Below are 16,856 nucleotides of genomic sequence, written 5' to 3'. Positions count from 1 at the left end.
GCTAACCAGGTTTGCAATCATCCGGAGGTTTTCGTGCCGACTTACAGCTATCAGTGCACCGAGTGCGACGATCGCTTCGACATCGTGCAAGCCTTCACCGACGATGCGCTGACCACGTGCAAACGCTGCTCCGGTCGGCTTCGCAAGCGCTTCAACTCCGTCGGAGTGGTGTTCAAGGGCAGCGGCTTCTACCGCACCGACAGCCGCGAGTCCGGCAAGAAGTCGAGCGCCTCCACCAACGGCTCCTCGTCGAGCGACTCGGGTTCGAGCTCGGGTTCCAGCGAGAAGTCCGGTTCCAATGACAAGTCCGCCTCGAGCGAGAAGTCGAGCAGCAGCTCCACACCCTCCCCCGCCGCCGCGGCCACCAACTGAGCGTTATCCACACGCGCGTCGCTGACCGGCGACCCGGGCACCGCGTTGCGCCTACCGTTGCCCCGTGGGCGAATCATCGCTGAACCCAAGCGTATTGAGCCGGCTGTCGCTGTGGTTGCGACCGGACTGGACCCGCACCGTGCTGGCGCGCCGCGTCGCGGCGGGCGGGCTGGTCGTGCTGGCCGGCATCGCGACGCTGCGCTCCAATCCCGCCGGGGACTACACGCAGGTGGTGGTCGCCGACCACGACCTGCGCCCCGGCAACGCGTTGACCGCCGCCGACGTCCGAATCGAAAAGCGTTTGGCCTCAACAGTTCCCGACGGGGCTCGCGCCGACGTGGGCGCGGTGGTGGGTTCGACGCTGGCCGGCCCGGCCAGGCGTGGCGAGGTGCTCACCGACGTCCGGTTACTGGGCAACCGGCTGGCCGAGGCGGCGATCGGGTCGAAGGCGGGACCGGGGGCCCGCATCGTGCCGCTGCATCTGGCGGACGGCGCGTTGATCGACCTCGTCCGCGCCGGGGATGTGGTCGACGTGTTGGCGGCGCCGGCGACCGGCACGCCGGAAACCGCCCATGCCGCCCCCAGGGTGGTGGCGACCGACGCCGTCGTGGTCCTCGTGTCGGCCAAGGAAAAGCTCCAGTCCGCCGATGCCGACCGCGTAGTGTTGGTTGCGCTGCCGGCTCGTGTGGCGAACACGGTGGCGGGCTCGGCGTTGGGCCAGACGGTGACGCTTACCCTGCACTGAGCGGGTCGCCCCAGCCTCGCATCCGTATTCGCTGGATCAGGCCGTCTGGAGGCTGGCACAGTATTTGCACTTGCGCGCGGCCTCCGGGATGTCGGACTTGCACTCCGCGCATGCCTTGGTGGCCGGCTCCTCCCCGAACACGGTGACGCCGCGGCGGGCCTGGATGTGCTTGTACGGCACCACGATCATGAAGTACACGGCCGTCATGAAGACGACGAAGTAGATGATCGCCGAGATGAACGATCCGATGTCGAGGAAGGTCGCCTTGTTCCCCGCATCGCCGAGCTGCCAACCCAATCCGAATTTCGTACCGGGCTGCACGGCGGCGACCAGCGGGTTGATCACGCTGTCGGTGAAGGCCTTGACGAGGTTGGAGAAGGCCAGGGCTACGACCAGACCGATGGCCACGGTGATCACGTCACCGCGCATCACGAAACTCTTGAATCCCTTTATCATGCGCACACCTCCCGTAGCGCCGACTATCGGGGCAGCGCGCTGCCGCCCGGAGAAAACGCTATGCCAGGTTGTGCGCTATCACACATTTCCCGAACGATTAGTCACCAAAGGTTGACCGCGTCGTGATGTCTTTACACGCGAGCCGCTGCTCAACGGTGGTGCGGGGGCACGTTCTCCCGCAACCACTGCTCGTGCTCGTACGCGTTGGAATCGAGCCCGTCCGTTGACTCCTGGGTTCGTGAACCGAATTCGGCCTCGAAACCGGAAGGTCTTGTCACCGCCGGACCGACCCCAGGACCGCGAATCAGATCTCGAGGCTCGACAGCTGCCCAATGATCTGGGCCGCCAACGGATTAAGAGTCGCCATTCCGTCGCGCACCGCATAGCGGGAGCCGGCCAGGTTGACCACCAACGTACTGCCGGAGACCCCGGCCAGACCGCGGGACAAACCGGCGTCGATGATGCCCGCCGACAGCCCCGAGCCGCGGATCGCCTCCGCGATACCGAGGATCTCGCGATCGAGGATCTCGCGGGTGGCCTCCGGGGTGACGTCGCGTGGGGTGACACCCGTGCCGCCGACCGAGACGACCAGATCCACCCCGCCGATCACGGCGGTGTTCAGCGCATTGCGGATCTCGACCTCGTCGGCGGCGACCGCCACCACACCGTCGACGACGAATCCCGCCTCGGTCAGCAGCTCGGTGACCAACGGGCCGCTATGGTCCTCGTCTCCGTGCGCGGTGCGGTCGTCGACCACCACGACCAGAGCCCGGCCAACTACCAATTCCGCCCCCGTTTCCATGGGTGCAACCGTATATCCGAGCTCCGACAACCCCGTCGTCGAGGGTTCGTCCACTCTCACTACTGGTCCGCCTTCCCGAGAGTCACCGGCAAAGTCCGGCTCCCGCCGCCGGCGGGGTCGGAGAACGTCAGCGAAATCTTGTCGCCGGGCGCCTTGGAGCGCACCGCGGCCACCAACGCGTCTGCGCTGTTGATCGGGCGGTCGTCGACCTTGGTGACGACCACGTTCTTCGGCACGCCCGCGGCGGCGGCGGCGCCGCCCGCGACGACGTCGACGACCTTGGCGCCCGGGGTGCCCTTGTCGCTGGTCACCTGGACGCCGAGCGAGGCGTGCGACGCCTTGCCCGTGGCGATCAACTCGTCGGCGATGCGTTTGGCCTGGTCGACGGGGATCGCGAAGCCCAGCCCGATCGAGCCGCTCTGGGCGTCCGGCGATTCGCCGCCGAGGGTGGCGATCGCGGAGTTGACGCCCACCAGCTGGCCGCTCATGTTGACCAACGCGCCGCCGGAGTTACCGGGGTTGATCGCGGCATCGGTCTGAATGGCGTCCAGCACGGTGTTTTGGTTGCCCGACTCACCCGTCGTGGACACCGGCCGGTTCAGCGCGCTGACGATCCCGGTGGTCACCGTGCCCGACAGACCCAGCGGCGACCCGATCGCCACCACCGGCTGACCGACGTGCAGATCCGACGAGGAGCCCAGGGAAATGGGCGTGAGTCCGGACATGCCCTGCACGCGAATCACGGCGATGTCGCTGGTGGGATCGGTGCCGACCACCGTGAACGGGGCGGTACGACCGTCGGAGAAGGTCACCGTGGTCTTCGGTGTGGGTCCGCCGGGTCCGCCCGGCGCGACGGGAGGCACCGGAGCCCCGGGGAGACCCGCAGGAGGCTTGGGCGATCCCGCCGCGGCCGCGACGACGTGGTTGTTGGTGAGGATCAGCCCGTCGGTCGACAGGACGATCCCGGAGCCCTCTTCCGACTGCCTTCCGATATCGGTCTCGAGCATCACGACGCTGGGCACGACCTTGGAGGCCACCTGTTCGACGCTGCCCGGTGGCATGTTCGCGGCCGGGACGCTGGGCGCCGCCCCCACGACCCGCCCGCCGCCGTTGCCCGAGGCGTGGTCGCCGAGCTCGATCGCCGTCGCCGCCGCGCCGCCGATACCGGCCGACACCACCGCGATGGCCAACGCCCCGGCGGTCAAAAGCCCTGCGCGAGAACGCTTTCGCGGTTCCGGTGCGGCCGGCATACCGGGCGGCATGCCGGGCATCGGACCCGTGCCGGGGATCCGGCCAGGGCCGGTGTTGCCGAACGGTTCGTAGGGCGGACGGAACTGGCTCGTCTGCGACGGCTGCGACCGATAGCGCCAGTCAAACTGCTGGTTGTACGGCTGCTGCTGCCCCTGGGCATAGCCCGAGGACCCCGCGTGGCTCGGGACGGACGCAGTCTGATTCGGCGCGGGAGGGTATCCCGGCTGCTGCGGCGGTGGCGAATACCTCGGGTCATTCGTCATGTCGCTAAGTCGCTCTTCCTCTATCTCAGTGTTTCGGCAAGTCGACGGCTGGGTTCAACAGTAGCCGCAGACCTACCTTGCCCGCGCGGACTGAGAGTCCACTGAGATAACGTTCGCCGATTCCCCAGAGTTCGCCTCGTCGCCGGCCGCCGGCCCGCCCGCCTCGGTCGCGGCGTCTACCTGGCCGGCCTCCGGCTCGGTCGCGGAGTATGTCGCCGGCGGCAGTGGCCGTCCGGGCAGCAGCACATAGAAGGAGGTACCCGGGGGCTGGCCGCCCGGGACGGTGTCCTCGACGCGCAGCAAGCCGCCGTGGTTGAGCACGACCTTCTTGACGATCGCCAGCCCGAGGCCGGAGCCGGGCATGGCCCGTGCCGTCGTCGAACGATAGAACCGCTCGAACACCAGCCGGCGCTCTTGCGGTGGAATCCCGGGGCCGTGGTCGGCGACCACCAGCTCGGCGTGCGACGGGTCGAGTTGCCGCATGGTGACGCCGACGTGACCGCCCGGCGGGCTCCACTTGGCCGCGTTGTCCAACAGGTTCAGGACCGCACGCGACAGGCCGGCGGCGTCGCCGTACATCTGCCACGGCGTCACGTCGACGTCGAAGTGAATGTCGTTGCGGCGCCGCCTGACTCGCTCCAGGCTGCGGTCGACCACGTCGGACATGTCGACCGGCTCGTGCACCACCTGGCCGGCGTCGTCGCGGGTGAGGTCCACCAAATCGCCTACCAGCGTGGACAATTCCTCGATCTGAGCGACCACGTCGGCGCGCAGGTCGACCATCTCCTGTTCGGGTAGCCGCGGCGCTCCGGGTTCCATCGACGCCATCAGCAGCTCGACGTTCGTCCGCAGCGACGTCAGCGGGGTGCGCAGTTCATGCCCGGCGTCGGTGACCAGCCGCGCCTGCCGTTCCCGCGATTCGGCCAACGCCCGCAGCATCAGGTTGAACGACTCGGTGAGCCGGGCCAATTCGTCGCTGCCGAACACGGGGATGGGTCGCAGGTCGTCGGTGCGCGCGACGCGTTCGGCCGCTTCGGTCAGGCGGCCCACCGGGCGCAGGCCGGCCCGGGTGACCATGCCGCCCGCGACCGCGGCGACGGCCACCCCGACGCCGCCGACGATCAGCAGCACCCAGCGCAGTTTGTTCATCACCGCCTCGGTCGGCTTGAGGCTCTTGGAGATCAGCAGCGAGGTGCCGTTCTGCAGGTGGACGGCGAGGATCCGCTGATCGCCGGCGGTGCGCCGCGACATGAACAGATCGCCGTGGATGACCGCCTTCTCCGCCGGACCGACCGGCAGGGTCTGACCGGGCTGCTGGGCGGTGTAGATGGCGTGGCCCGGGTTCACCAAAATCGCGTTGACGTCCGAATAGGCGGTGCCTTCGATCGCCTTGCCGGGGTCCGCGGCCAGGGAACCGCTGGCGATCAGCAGCTGGGCCCGGCTTTGCAGTTGGTTGTCGATGTCGCTGTAGAGCGCGGCCGAAATCACGGCGTAGACGGCGAACGCCATTAGCACCACGACCATGGCGACCATCGACATCGCCAGCAGCATGACCCGCCACCGCAACGACAGCGACGGGGTCGCGCGCAGCGGTGGGCGCATGGGTGGGCGCGGAGGTCGGGGGAACTTGATCATCGTGGGGATTGCATCGTCACGGCGGTGTCTCCCGCAGGACGTAACCCACCCCGCGCACGGTGTGGATCAGCCGGGACTCACCGTCGGCTTCGGTTTTGCGGCGCAGGTAACCCACGTAGACCTCCAGCGCATTGCCCGAGGTGGGGAAGTCGAACCCCCATACCTCCTCGAGGATGCGGCTGCGGGTGAGCACGCGGCGCGGATTGGCGATCAGCATTTCGAGCAACGCGAATTCGGTGCGCGTCAGGCTGATCCGGCGCTCCCCGCGGGTGACCTCGCGGGTCACCGGGTCCAGGGTGAGATCAGAGAACTTCATCGCCACCGATTCGGCCTCGTCCTCCGGCTTGGTCCGGCGCAGCAGCGCACGCATCCGGGCCAACAGTTCTTCCAGGGCGAACGGCTTGGGCAGGTAGTCGTCGGCGCCGGCGTCCAGGCCGGCGACCCGCTCGGAGACCGAATCGCGCGCCGTGAGCACCAGGATCGGCAGGTCATCCCCGGTGCTGCGGAGCTGTCGGCACACCTCGAGGCCATCCAGCCTCGGCATCATCACATCCAGGACGAGCGCATCGGGCCGATCGCTGGCGATCAGTTCGAGAGCTTCGACCCCGTCATGGGCCAACTCGACCGAGTAGCCGTTGAAGGACAACGACCTACGCAGCGACTCGCGCACGGCGCGATCGTCGTCGACGACCAGTATTCGCACGGCCCCTAGTTTCGTCCCACCGCCTGAGACTGACCTGAGAGGCGCGCCGGTGAGGGGCTAGCGGCGGTCGCAAGTGCGGCGAAGCCGGGCGCAGCGGGCCGCCGCCATCAGGTCAGCGGCGGGCCGCCGGCTTCAGGTCAGCGGCGGTCGAGGTCGATCAGGCCGAGGCGGGCGGCCTTGAGCAGCCTGCGCGGCACTTTGTGCCGCTGACCTGCGACCGTGACACCGACGAGTTCGGTCTTCTCGGCCTTCCACTGCGCGCGCCGGCTACGGGTGTTCGCGCGCGACATTCTGCGCTTGGGTACGGCCATGGTCGGGCCTGACTCCTCAATGTGGCTTGCGGTTCGGCATGTCGCGCGGCGTGGGCCGGGAGGCCGAACGGGCGACGATCGGGTATCAGGATAGTCGCTGGTCCGCTCGTCGCCAAAACCGACGCCCGCCGCCCCGGATCGCACCCTGCGCTAGCACGGCCCTGGCGCACCCGCCCCGAAGTGGGATCCTTGACGTGACACCCGCGGTACCCGATAACCTACCGGTTGGTTGGTTGGGTCTCACCGGTGAATCCCTGAATGGAGGACGGGCATGGCCTCTGCTTCGGGCGCTTGCGTCCGGATCGCGAACTGCTCCGGGTTCTACGGCGACCGGCTGTCGGCCATGCGCGAAATGCTCACCGGTGGCGAGGTCGACTACCTCACCGGCGACTACCTGGCCGAACTCACCATGCTCATCCTGGGCCGGGACCGGATGAAGCACCCCGAGCGCGGCTACGCCAAGACCTTCCTGACGCAACTCGAGGACTGCCTGGGCGAGGCCCGCGACCGCGGGGTCCGCATCGTGGCCAACGCCGGCGGCCTCAACCCGGCCGGGCTTGCCGACGCGATCCGCGCGCTGGCCGAGCGCCTGGGTATCGACGCCCGGATCGCGCACGTGGAAGGCGACGACCTGTTGCCCCGCGCCGCCGAACTGGGCCTGGGCAGCCCGCTGACCGCGAACGCCTACCTGGGCGCCTGGGGCATCGTCGACTGCCTGGCCGGCGGCGCCGACGTCGTCGTCACCGGCCGGGTCACCGACGCGTCGGTGATCGTCGGGGCGGCCGCCGCGCATTTCGGCTGGCATCGCACCGACTACGACCAGCTCGCCGGCGCCGTGGTCGCCGGCCACGTCATCGAATGCGGGGTCCAGGCCACCGGCGGCAACTACGCGTTCTTCACCGAAATCGCCGACCTCACCCACGCCGGTTTTCCCCTGGCCGAGGTCTATGCCGACGGATCCTCGGTGATCACCAAGCACCCCGGCAGCGGCGGTTTGGTCAGCGTCGACACCGTCACCGCCCAGCTGCTGTACGAGATCACCGGGGCGCGCTACGCCAACCCCGACGTCACCGCCCGGATGGACACCGTTGAGCTCGCGCCCGACGGTCCGGACCGGGTGCGCATCAGCGGCGTGCGCGGCGAAGCCCCGCCGCCCACCTACAAGGTGTCGCTGAACAGCATCGGCGGGTTTCGCAACTCGATGACCTTCGTGCTCACCGGCCTGGACATCGAGGCCAAGGCGGAGCTGGTGCGCCGGCAGCTCGACGCCGCGCTCACCGTCAAGCCCGCCGAACTGCAGTGGACCCTGGCCCGCACCGACCACGCCGACGCCGACACCGAGGAGGCCGCCAGCGCGCTGCTGCACTGCGTCGTGCGCGACCCCGATCCCGCTAATGTCGGACGCCAATTCTCCTCGGCCGCAGTCGAGTTGGCGCTGGCCAGCTATCCCGGCTTCCACGTGACCGCACCGCCGGGCGACGGCCAGGTCTACGGCGTGTTCACCCCCGGCTACGTCGACGCCGACCAGGTGCCGCACGTCGCGGTGCACGCCGACGGGACGCGCATCGACATCCCCTGCGCCACCGATACTTTGGTGTTGGCTCCGGCCGAACCCCCGCCGCTACCCGAGCCGCTTCCGGATGGCCCGCTGCGCAGGGCGCCACTCGGCCGCATCGCCGGCGCCCGCAGCGGCGACAAGGGCGGCTCCGCCAACGTCGGGGTGTGGGTCCGCACCGACGAGCAATGGCGGTGGCTGGCCCACACGTTGACCGTCGAACGGCTCAAGGAGCTGCTGCCCGAGGCGGCGGACTTCGATGTCACCCGCCACGTGTTGCCGAATCTGCGGGCGGTCAACTTCGTCATCGACGGCATCCTCGGCCAGGGCGTCGCCTACCAAGCCCGATTCGATCCTCAAGCCAAGGGGTTGGGCGAATGGCTGCGCGGCCGCCACCTCGACATCCCGGAGAGTCTGTTGTCATGAATCTTTGGACCACACCCGAGCGTGAGCAGCTGCGAAAGACGGTGCGCTCCTTCGCAGAACGCGAGATCCTGCCCCACGTCGACGAGTGGGAACGCAGCGGCGAGCTGCCGCGCGAATTGCACCGCAGCGCCGGGGCCGCCGGGCTGCTGGGCGCGGGCTTCCCCGAATCGGTCGGCGGCGGGGGTGGCGACGGCGCCGACGCGGTGATCATCTGCGAAGAGATGCATCAGGCCGGAGCCCCAGGGGGCGTCTTCGCGTCGCTGTTCACCTGTGGCATCGCGGTGCCGCACATGATCGCCTCCGGCGACGAGCGGCTCATCGAGGAGTTCGTCCGGCCGACGCTGGCGGGCGAGAAGATCGGTTCGCTGGCCATCACCGAACCGGGCGGCGGTTCCGACGTCGGCCACCTGCGGACCTCCGCCGAGCGCGACGGTGATCACTACATCGTCAACGGCGCCAAGACCTACATCACCTCCGGCGTGCGCGCCGACTACGTCGTCACCGCGGTGCGCACCGGAGGCCCTGGCGCGGCGGGGGTTTCGTTGCTGGTGGTCGAAAAGGGCACTCCCGGCTTCGAGGTGACGCGCAAGTTGGACAAGATGGGCTGGCGATCCTCGGACACCGCCGAGTTGTCCTACACCGACGTCCGGGTGCCGGCGGCCAACCTGGTCGGCGCCGAGAACAGCGGGTTCGCCCAGATCGCGCAGGCCTTCGTCGCCGAGCGAATCGGCCTTGCCGCACAAGCGTATTCGAGCGCCCAGCGGTGCCTGGACCTGACCGTGCAATGGTGCCGCGACCGCGAGACGTTCGGCCGCCCGCTGATCTCGCGGCAGTCGGTGCAGAACACGCTGGCCGAGATGGCCCGCCGCATCGACGTGGCCCGCGTCTACTCGCGCCACGTGGTGGAACGCCAGCTCGCCGGGGAGACGAATCTGATCCCGCAGGTGTGTTTCGCCAAAAACACCGCCGTCGAGGCCGGCGAATGGGTGGCAAACCAGGCCGTCCAGCTGTTCGGCGGGATGGGCTATATGACCGAATCCGAGGTCGAGCGCCAATACCGGGACATGAGGATCCTGGGCATCGGCGGCGGCACCACCGAAATCCTGACCGCCCTGTCCGCCAAACTCCTGGGGTTCCAGTCATGATCGCAGCGATGAGGAGTGGCGCCAAATGACCACCCTGCAATCCACGCTGAACCACGACGACGCCGAGTTCACCGAGGCCGCGTCGGCGGCGATCGCGAAACTCGACGAGATCGACGCCGAGCTGGCCAATGCGCTGGCGGGCGGCGGACCCAAATACGTTGAGCGTCACCACGACCGCGGCAAACTGACCGCGCGTGAGCGCATCGAGTTGCTCGTCGACGCGGACTCGCCGTTCCTGGAGCTCAGCCCGCTGGCCGCCTGGGGCAGCGCCTTCAAGGTCGGCGCCAGCACCGTCACCGGCATCGGCGTGGTCGAGGGCGTCGAATGCATGATCGTCGCCAACGACCCGACGGTCAAAGGCGGCACCAGCAACCCATGGACCCTGAAGAAGATCCTGCGGGCCAACCAGATCGCCTTCGAGAACCGGCTTCCGGTGATTTCGCTGGTGGAATCCGGCGGCGCCGACCTGCCCACCCAGAAGGAGATCTTCATCCCCGGCGGGCGGATGTTCCGCGACCTGACCAGGCTTTCGGCGGCCGGGATCCCCACCATCGCTTTGGTGTTCGGTAACTCCACCGCGGGCGGCGCCTACGTCCCGGGGATGTCCGATCACGTGGTGATGATCAAGGAACGCTCCAAGGTGTTCCTCGCCGGTCCCCCATTGGTGAAGATGGCCACCGGCGAGGAGTCCGACGACGAATCGCTGGGCGGCGCCGAGATGCACGCCCGGATCTCGGGTTTGGCCGACTACTTCGCGGTCGACGAACTCGACGCCATCCGCATCGGCCGCCGCATCGTCGCCCGGCTGAATTGGACCAAGCAAGGCCCGAAACCCAAGCCGATCACCGAGCCGTTATTCGACACCGAGGAGCTCATCGGCATCGTCCCCGCGGATCTGCGCATCCCATTCGATCCCCGCGAAGTGATCGCCCGGATTGTCGACGGATCCGAATTCGACGAATTCAAGCCGCTGTACGGCTCCTCACTGGTGACGGGCTGGGCCCAGTTGCACGGCTACCCGATCGGGATCCTGGCCAACGCGCGCGGCGTGCTGTTCAGCGAGGAGTCGCAAAAGGCCACGCAGTTCATCCAGCTGGCCAACCGCTCCAACACGCCACTGCTGTTCCTGCACAACACCACCGGCTACATGGTGGGCAAGGACTACGAGGAGGGCGGGATGATCAAGCACGGCTCGATGATGATCAATGCCGTGTCCAATTCGACCGTCCCCCACATCTCGCTGCTGATCGGCGCCTCCTACGGCGCGGGCCACTACGGCATGTGCGGCCGTGCCTACGATCCGCGGTTCCTGTTCGCCTGGCCGACGTCGAAGTCCGCGGTGATGGGTGGCGCCCAGCTCTCGGGGGTGCTGTCGATCGTGGCCCGCGCGGCCGCGGAAGCCCGCGGCCAGCAGGTCGACGAGGAGGCCGACGCGGCGATGCGGGCCGCGGTCGAGGGCCAGATCGAGGCGGAGTCGCTGCCGCTGGTGTTGTCCGGGATGCTCTACGACGACGGGGTGATCGACCCACGGGACACCCGGACCGTGCTGGGAATCTGTTTGTCCGCCATCGCCAATGGCCCGATCAAGGGGACGTCGAACTTCGGCGTCTTCCGGATGTGAGCCCCATGATTACTCGAGTTCTGGTTGCCAACCGTGGCGAGATCGCGCGCCGGGTGTTCGCCACGTGCCGCCGGCTGGGCCTGGGCACCGTCGCCGTCTACACCGACCCGGACGCCGGCGCGCCGCACGTCGCCGAGGCCGACGCCCGGGTGCGGCTGCCCAAGACCAACGACTATCTCAACGCCGAGGCCATCATCGCCGCGGCCCGCGCCGCCGGTGCCGACGCGATCCACCCCGGCTACGGGTTCCTCTCGGAGAACGCCGATTTCGCGGCCGCCGTCCAGCACGCCGGACTGACCTGGATCGGCCCGCCGGTGGACGCGGTGCGGGCGATGGGCTCCAAGATCGAGGCCAAGAAGCTGATGGCCTCCGCCGGCGTGCCCGTTCTCGACGAGCTCGATCCCGACACGGTCACCCAGGCGCAGCTGCCGGTGCTGGTCAAGGCCTCCGCGGGCGGGGGCGGGCGGGGCATGCGGGTGGTGCGCGAATTGTCCGCCCTGCCAGCAGAAGTCGAGGCAGCGCGCCGCGAAGCGCAGTCCGCGTTCGGCGATCCGACGGTGTTCTGCGAGCGCTACCTGCCCACCGGCCACCACATCGAGGTTCAGGTCATGGCCGACACCCACGGCACGGTGTGGGCCGTCGGGGAACGCGAGTGCTCGATTCAGCGCCGCCACCAGAAGATCATCGAGGAGGCCCCCTCCCCGCTGGTGGAGCGCACCCCGGGCATGCGCGCCAAGCTGTTCGACGCGGCGCGACTGGCCGCCGGCGCGATCGGCTACACCGGCGCCGGGACGGTGGAGTTCCTGGCCGACGACGATGGCGAGTTCTACTTCCTGGAGATGAACACGCGGCTACAGGTCGAGCACCCGGTCACCGAAGAGACGACCGGGCTCGACCTGGTGGAACTGCAGCTCGCGGTGGCCGACGGCGCCCGCCTCGACGCCGAATCTCCTGCCGCCCAGGGTCATTCGATCGAGGCCAGGCTCTACGCGGAGGATCCCGCACGCGAGTGGCAGCCCCAGGCCGGTGTTATGCGCGCGTTCGAGGTGCCCTCCGTGCGAGCCGAGTTCGGCTCGCTGGGACAACGGACCGGCATCCGGCTGGATTCGGGGATCGCCGACGGATTCACGGTGTCGATCCACTACGACCCGATGCTGGCCAAGGTCATCTCCTACGCCCCGACACGCCGCCAGGCGGCGCTGGTTCTCGCCGACGCGCTGACCCGAGCCCGGGTGCACGGGCTGCGCACCAACCGCGACCTGCTGGTGAATGTGTTACGGCATCCAGCGTTCCTCGACGGCGCCACCGACACAGCGTTTTTCGACACGCACGGCCTGGCCGAACTATCGGCGCCGCTGGGTGACGCCGCAGCGGTTCGTCTGTCGGCGATCGCCGCCGCCCTCGCCGACGCCGCGCGCAACCGAGCGCTCGCCCCGGTGTTGGGTGCCATCCCCAGCGGCTGGCGAAACCTGCGGTCGGGTTATCAGGTCAAGACCTACGGTGACGATGACGGCAACGAACACCGCATCCAATACCGGTTCGACAGAACCCGGTTGGTCCTGCCCGACGATCCTTCGGTGCAATTGGTGTCGGCCACGGCGAAAGCAGTGGTATTGAGGACGGACGGCGTCGACCACCACTTCTCGGTGCGGCGCTACGACACCAGCGATTCCGACGTCTACGTCGACTCCGCGCGCGGACCGGTGCACCTGATCGCGCTGCCGCGCTTCCCCGAGCCCGGTTCGACCGTCGAAAAGGGATCGCTGGTCGCCCCCATGCCCGGCAACGTCATCCGACTCGGCGCCGCGATCGGCGACACCGTCACCGCCGGTCAACCACTGATCTGGTTGGAAGCCATGAAGATGGAACACACCATCACAGCACCGGTCGACGGCGTTCTCGCCGAACTCGACGTCAAGACCGGTCAGCAAGTCGAAGTGGGCGCCGTACTGGCAAGAGTCGAAGCGCCGCAATCAGAAGGAGATCCCCAGTGACCGACAGCAGCTTCATCGAGAACGAGGAGCGTCAGGCCCTGCGCAAGGCGGTGGCCGAATGGGCGTCCAACTACGGCAGCGAGTACTACCTGAAAAAGGCGCGCGCCCACGAGCACACCGACGAATTGTGGTCGGAGGCAGGAAAACTCGGCTTCCTGGGCGTGAATCTGCCAGAGGAGTACGGCGGTGGCGGCGCCGGAATGTACGAGCTGTCGCTGGTGATGGAGGAGATGGCCGCCGCCGGTAGCGCGTTGCTGCTCATGGTGGTCTCGCCCGCCATCAACGGCACCATCATCAGCAAGTTCGGCACCGAGGAGCAGAAGAAGCGCTGGCTCCCCGGTATCGCCGACGGGACACTGACCATGGCGTTCGCCATCACCGAGCCCGACGCCGGATCCAACTCGCACAAGATCACCACCACGGCCCGCCGCGACGGCAGCGACTGGGTCCTCAAGGGCCAGAAGGTGTTCATCTCCGGCATCGACCAGGCGCAGGCCGTGCTCGTGGTGGCCCGCACCGAGGAGGCCAAAACGGGCAAGCTGCGCCCCGCGCTGTTCGTGGTGCCCACCGATGCGCCCGGCTTCACCTACACGCCCATCGAAATGGAATTGATCAGCCCCGAACGCCAATTCCAGGTCTTCCTCGACGACGTCCGGTTGCCCAGCGACGCACTCGTCGGCGCCGAAGATGCCGCCATCGCACAGCTTTTCGCCGGCCTGAACCCCGAACGCATCATGGGCGCGGCCAGCTCGGTCGGGATGGGGCGGTTCGCGCTGGACCGGGCCGCCGAGTACGTCAAGACCCGCCAGGTGTGGGGAACCCCGATCGGCTCGCACCAAGGGCTGTCACATCCGTTGGCGCAGTGCCACATCGAGGTCGAACTCGCCAAGCTGATGATGCAGAAGGCCGCGACCCTGTATGACTCCGGCAACGACATGGCTGCGGCCGAGGCCGCGAACATGGCCAAATACGCTGCGGCCGAAGCGGCCACCCGGTCGGTGGACCAGGCCGTGCAGTCGATGGGCGGCAACGGGCTCACCAAGGAATACGGTGTGGGCGCCATGCTGACTTCGGCCCGGCTGGGCCGCATCGCCCCGGTCAGCCGCGAGATGGTGCTGAACTTCGTCGCGCAGACGTCACTGGGCCTGCCGCGAAGCTACTAAATGGACACCCTCGTCGAATACGCCGGACCCGCCGACACGGGCGGGCCGTACGCGCGGCTGACGCTGAACTCACCGCACAACCGCAACGCGCTGTCGACCACGCTGGTCGCCCAGTTGCACCAGGGGCTGCGCGACGCCTCGTCGGATCCGGCCGTGCGCGCGGTGGTGCTGGGCCACGCCGGGGGCACCTTCTGCGCCGGCGCGGACCTGAGCGAGGGCGGCGGCGCAGCCGGGCGAAGCGGGTCGCCACCCTCTGCCTATGACATGGCCGTCGCCCGGGCCCGGGAGATGACCGCTTTGATGCGGGCCATCGTCGCCTCGCCACTGCCGGTGATCGCCGCCATCAACGGCCATGTCCGGGCCGGCGGCTTCGGCCTCGTGGGTGCCTGCGATATCGCGGTCGCCGGGCCGCGCAGCACGTTCGCGCTGACCGAGGCCCGCATCGGCGTCGCCCCGGCGATCATCTCGTTGACTCTGCTGCCGAAATTGTCGCCGCGCGCCGCGGCGCGCTACTACCTGACCGGCGAAACATTCGACGCCGACGCGGCGGCGGAAATCGGGCTGATCACCATGGCCGCCGAGGACGTCGACGCCGCGGCCGAGAAACTTGTCGCCGATGTGGGCCGTGGGTCACCGCAGGGGCTCGCGGCTTCCAAGGCGCTGACGACGGCCGCGGTGCTGGAAGGGTTCGACCGTGACGCCGAACGGCTCGCCGAGGAATCGGCGCGGCTCTTCGTGTCCGACGAGGCCCGCGAAGGCATGTTGGCGTTCCTGGAGAAGCGGCCACCCCGCTGGACGAGTTAGCCAACGACAAGTTAGCCAGATGTCTAAGAGTGGTCCGGCCAAATCGGCCGGCGGTCCGGCCCGAGCCGATGCAAGGTTGCAGTTTAGCCAATCCTCTTGCAGCAAAACCTGGACGTCGTAGGCTCGTGGGTGATGAGCAACTCAACGCAACGGGATGCGGAGGACACGCGCGACCAGCCGTCGCGCGCGGCCGATACCGATCGCATACAGACTGCGCAGTTGCTGGCGTACGCGGCCGAGCAGGGCCGCCTGCAGCTCAACGACTACGAAGACCGTTTGACCAGGGCCTATGCCGCGACGACGTATGAGGAACTGGACCGGTTGAGGGCCGATCTGCCCGGCGCCCCGATCAGCCCGCGCCGCGGCGGCAAACCCAATCCGGCGCCGTCGACGCTACTGCTGGCGTTGATGAGTGGCTTCGAGCGGCGCGGCCGATGGAACGTGCCGAAGAAGCTGACCACCTTCACCCTGTGGGGCAGCGGGGTGGTCGATCTGCGCTACGCCGACTTCACCTCGACCGAGGTTGACATCCACGCGATGTCGATTATGGGCGTGCAGAACATTTTGCTGCCGCCCGAGGTCAACGTGGAGGTGCACGGCCGCGGGGTGATGGGAAACTTCGACCGCGGCGTCCACGGCGAGGGCACTCCCGGGGCACCGACGGTCCACATTCGCGGCTTCTCGCTGTGGGGAGCCGTCGGGATCGCGCGTAAGGCCCGCAGGCCCCGCGGCGGGTAGCCGCTTCCCAGCGACGGAGCCTCAGCGGGGCACGTAGTCGAAGGTGTCGGGGTTGGGTCCGTTGCGTCCCGACTCACCCTTGCTCAGCGCTGAGATCGCGTCCATGTCGGAATCGTCCAGTTCGAAGTCGAACAGCTCGAAGTTGGATTTGACCCGTGCCGGTGTCACCGATTTGGGGAAGACGATGTCGCCGCGCTGAATGTGCCAGCGCAACACCACCTGTGCGGGCGTTTTGTCGCGGGACCCGGCGATGCGGTTGATCACCGGATCGTCGAGCACCTTGCCCTGGGCGATGGGTGCCCACGCCTCCGTGGCGATGCCGTGCTCGCGTCCGTACGCCCTCACCTCGTCGTTGCCGAAGTATGGATGGACCTCGATCTGGTTGACCGACGGCACGGTGTCGGTTTCGTCGGCGAGCCGATTCAAATGTGCGACTTGGAAATTCGACACGCCGATGCTGCGCGCGCGTCCGTCCCGCGCGAACTCTTCGAAGACCTTCCACGTCGAGACGAAGTCGCCGTCGTAGAGCGTGGGCAGCGGCCAGTGGATGAGAAACAGGTCGACGTAATCCGAATCGAGCGCCTTCAGCGTTTGGTCGAAGGCGCGGCGCGCGTCATCGGGCTTGTGAAAGCCGTTGTTGAGCTTGCTGGTGATGAAGACCTCGCCGCGCTCAAGGCCGGCGTCGCGGATGCCTTGGCGGACTTCCTTTTCGTTCCCGTACATTTCGGCGGTGTCGATGTGCCGGTATCCGATGTCGAGCGCCGTCTTGACCGCCGAGGCCGTCTCGTCGGGCTTGATCTGGAACACCCCGAAACCGAGCTGCGGGATCTCGACACCGTCGTTGAGTTCGATCGTGGGAACCTTGCTCACGG

General features: G+C 68.1%; 16 protein-coding genes. 9 read left to right on the top strand and 7 right to left on the bottom strand.

Annotated elements, in window-relative coordinates; translation table 11 throughout:
* Window positions 1-33 precede the first annotated feature (33 nt).
* Together OCU_RS50165 and OCU_RS29785 are read left to right on the top strand one after the other, a co-directional pair.
* On the top strand, window positions 34-372 hold the full coding sequence (locus tag OCU_RS50165) for an FmdB family zinc ribbon protein (RefSeq protein ID WP_008254090.1): 339 nt from the start codon (window positions 34-36) through the stop codon (window positions 370-372).
* A gap of 64 nt (window positions 373-436) precedes the next feature.
* A complete protein-coding gene (locus OCU_RS29785) occupies window positions 437-1,117 on the top strand; it encodes an SAF domain-containing protein (protein WP_014379293.1) in 681 nt (226 codons plus the stop codon).
* Window positions 1,118-1,153: 36 nt separating this feature from the next.
* Here OCU_RS29785 and OCU_RS29780 read toward each other — a convergent pair whose 3' ends face one another.
* From OCU_RS29780 to rpmF, 6 genes are all read right to left on the bottom strand, one after another.
* Window positions 1,154-1,573 (bottom strand): large conductance mechanosensitive channel protein MscL, encoded by a 420-nt coding sequence (locus OCU_RS29780; protein WP_009957808.1) that lies wholly within the window; start codon window positions 1,571-1,573, stop codon window positions 1,154-1,156.
* Window positions 1,574-1,877: 304 nt separating this feature from the next.
* Window positions 1,878-2,375: a MogA/MoaB family molybdenum cofactor biosynthesis protein gene (locus OCU_RS29775; RefSeq protein ID WP_008254072.1), complete on the bottom strand. Its 498-nt coding sequence runs from the start codon at window positions 2,373-2,375 to the stop codon at window positions 1,878-1,880.
* A gap of 59 nt (window positions 2,376-2,434) precedes the next feature.
* Complete coding sequence (locus tag OCU_RS29770; RefSeq protein ID WP_029385689.1) at window positions 2,435-3,889, bottom strand: S1C family serine protease; 1,455 nt, start codon at window positions 3,887-3,889, stop codon at window positions 2,435-2,437.
* A 72-nt stretch (window positions 3,890-3,961) separates the two neighbouring features.
* Window positions 3,962-5,524, bottom strand: a complete 1,563-nt coding sequence (locus OCU_RS29765) for a HAMP domain-containing sensor histidine kinase (RefSeq protein ID WP_036397793.1) — start codon at window positions 5,522-5,524, stop codon at window positions 3,962-3,964.
* A 16-nt stretch (window positions 5,525-5,540) separates the two neighbouring features.
* Complete coding sequence (mprA, locus tag OCU_RS29760) at window positions 5,541-6,227, bottom strand: two-component system response regulator MprA (protein WP_008254065.1); 687 nt, start codon at window positions 6,225-6,227, stop codon at window positions 5,541-5,543.
* 137 nt (window positions 6,228-6,364) lie between these two features.
* Window positions 6,365-6,538: a 50S ribosomal protein L32 gene (rpmF, locus tag OCU_RS29755; RefSeq protein WP_003872812.1), complete on the bottom strand. Its 174-nt coding sequence runs from the start codon at window positions 6,536-6,538 to the stop codon at window positions 6,365-6,367.
* A 271-nt stretch (window positions 6,539-6,809) separates the two neighbouring features.
* Here rpmF and OCU_RS29750 point away from each other — a divergent pair, with 271 nt between their 5' ends.
* From OCU_RS29750 to OCU_RS29720, 7 genes are all read left to right on the top strand, one after another.
* Entirely contained in the window at window positions 6,810-8,519 is a 1,710-nt protein-coding gene (locus OCU_RS29750; RefSeq protein ID WP_014379287.1) for an acyclic terpene utilization AtuA family protein, read from the top strand.
* Entirely contained in the window at window positions 8,516-9,664 is a 1,149-nt protein-coding gene (locus OCU_RS29745) for an acyl-CoA dehydrogenase family protein (RefSeq protein ID WP_009957815.1), read from the top strand. The genes OCU_RS29750 and OCU_RS29745 overlap by 4 nt, the downstream gene beginning before the upstream one ends.
* A gap of 25 nt (window positions 9,665-9,689) precedes the next feature.
* On the top strand, window positions 9,690-11,285 hold the full coding sequence (locus tag OCU_RS29740) for an acyl-CoA carboxylase subunit beta (RefSeq protein ID WP_014379286.1): 1,596 nt from the start codon (window positions 9,690-9,692) through the stop codon (window positions 11,283-11,285).
* Window positions 11,286-11,290: 5 nt separating this feature from the next.
* Complete coding sequence (locus tag OCU_RS29735; RefSeq protein WP_014379285.1) at window positions 11,291-13,279, top strand: acetyl/propionyl/methylcrotonyl-CoA carboxylase subunit alpha; 1,989 nt, start codon at window positions 11,291-11,293, stop codon at window positions 13,277-13,279.
* On the top strand, window positions 13,276-14,442 hold the full coding sequence (locus tag OCU_RS29730; protein WP_008254047.1) for an acyl-CoA dehydrogenase family protein: 1,167 nt from the start codon (window positions 13,276-13,278) through the stop codon (window positions 14,440-14,442). The genes OCU_RS29735 and OCU_RS29730 overlap by 4 nt, the downstream gene beginning before the upstream one ends.
* Window positions 14,443-15,246, top strand: a complete 804-nt coding sequence (locus OCU_RS29725; RefSeq protein WP_014379284.1) for an enoyl-CoA hydratase family protein — start codon at window positions 14,443-14,445, stop codon at window positions 15,244-15,246. It abuts the gene before it with no gap.
* A 132-nt stretch (window positions 15,247-15,378) separates the two neighbouring features.
* Window positions 15,379-15,984 carry a DUF1707 SHOCT-like domain-containing protein gene (locus OCU_RS29720; protein ID WP_036390314.1) on the top strand — a complete coding sequence of 202 codons (606 nt, stop codon included), beginning with the start codon at window positions 15,379-15,381 and terminating at the stop codon, window positions 15,982-15,984.
* Window positions 15,985-16,005: 21 nt separating this feature from the next.
* Here the strand turns inward: OCU_RS29720 and OCU_RS29715 are convergent, their stop codons facing one another.
* The gene (locus OCU_RS29715) at window positions 16,006-16,854 is read right to left on the bottom strand and encodes an aldo/keto reductase (protein WP_014379282.1); all 849 of its coding nucleotides are present in this window, start codon (window positions 16,852-16,854) and stop codon (window positions 16,006-16,008) included.
* Window positions 16,855-16,856 lie beyond the last annotated feature (2 nt).

It is taken from the genome of Mycobacterium intracellulare ATCC 13950, assembly GCF_000277125.1.
GTDB lineage: Bacteria > Actinomycetota > Actinomycetes > Mycobacteriales > Mycobacteriaceae > Mycobacterium > Mycobacterium intracellulare.
Note: the sequence above shows the minus strand (reverse complement) of the source record. Positions and strands in the feature narration are given on the sequence as shown.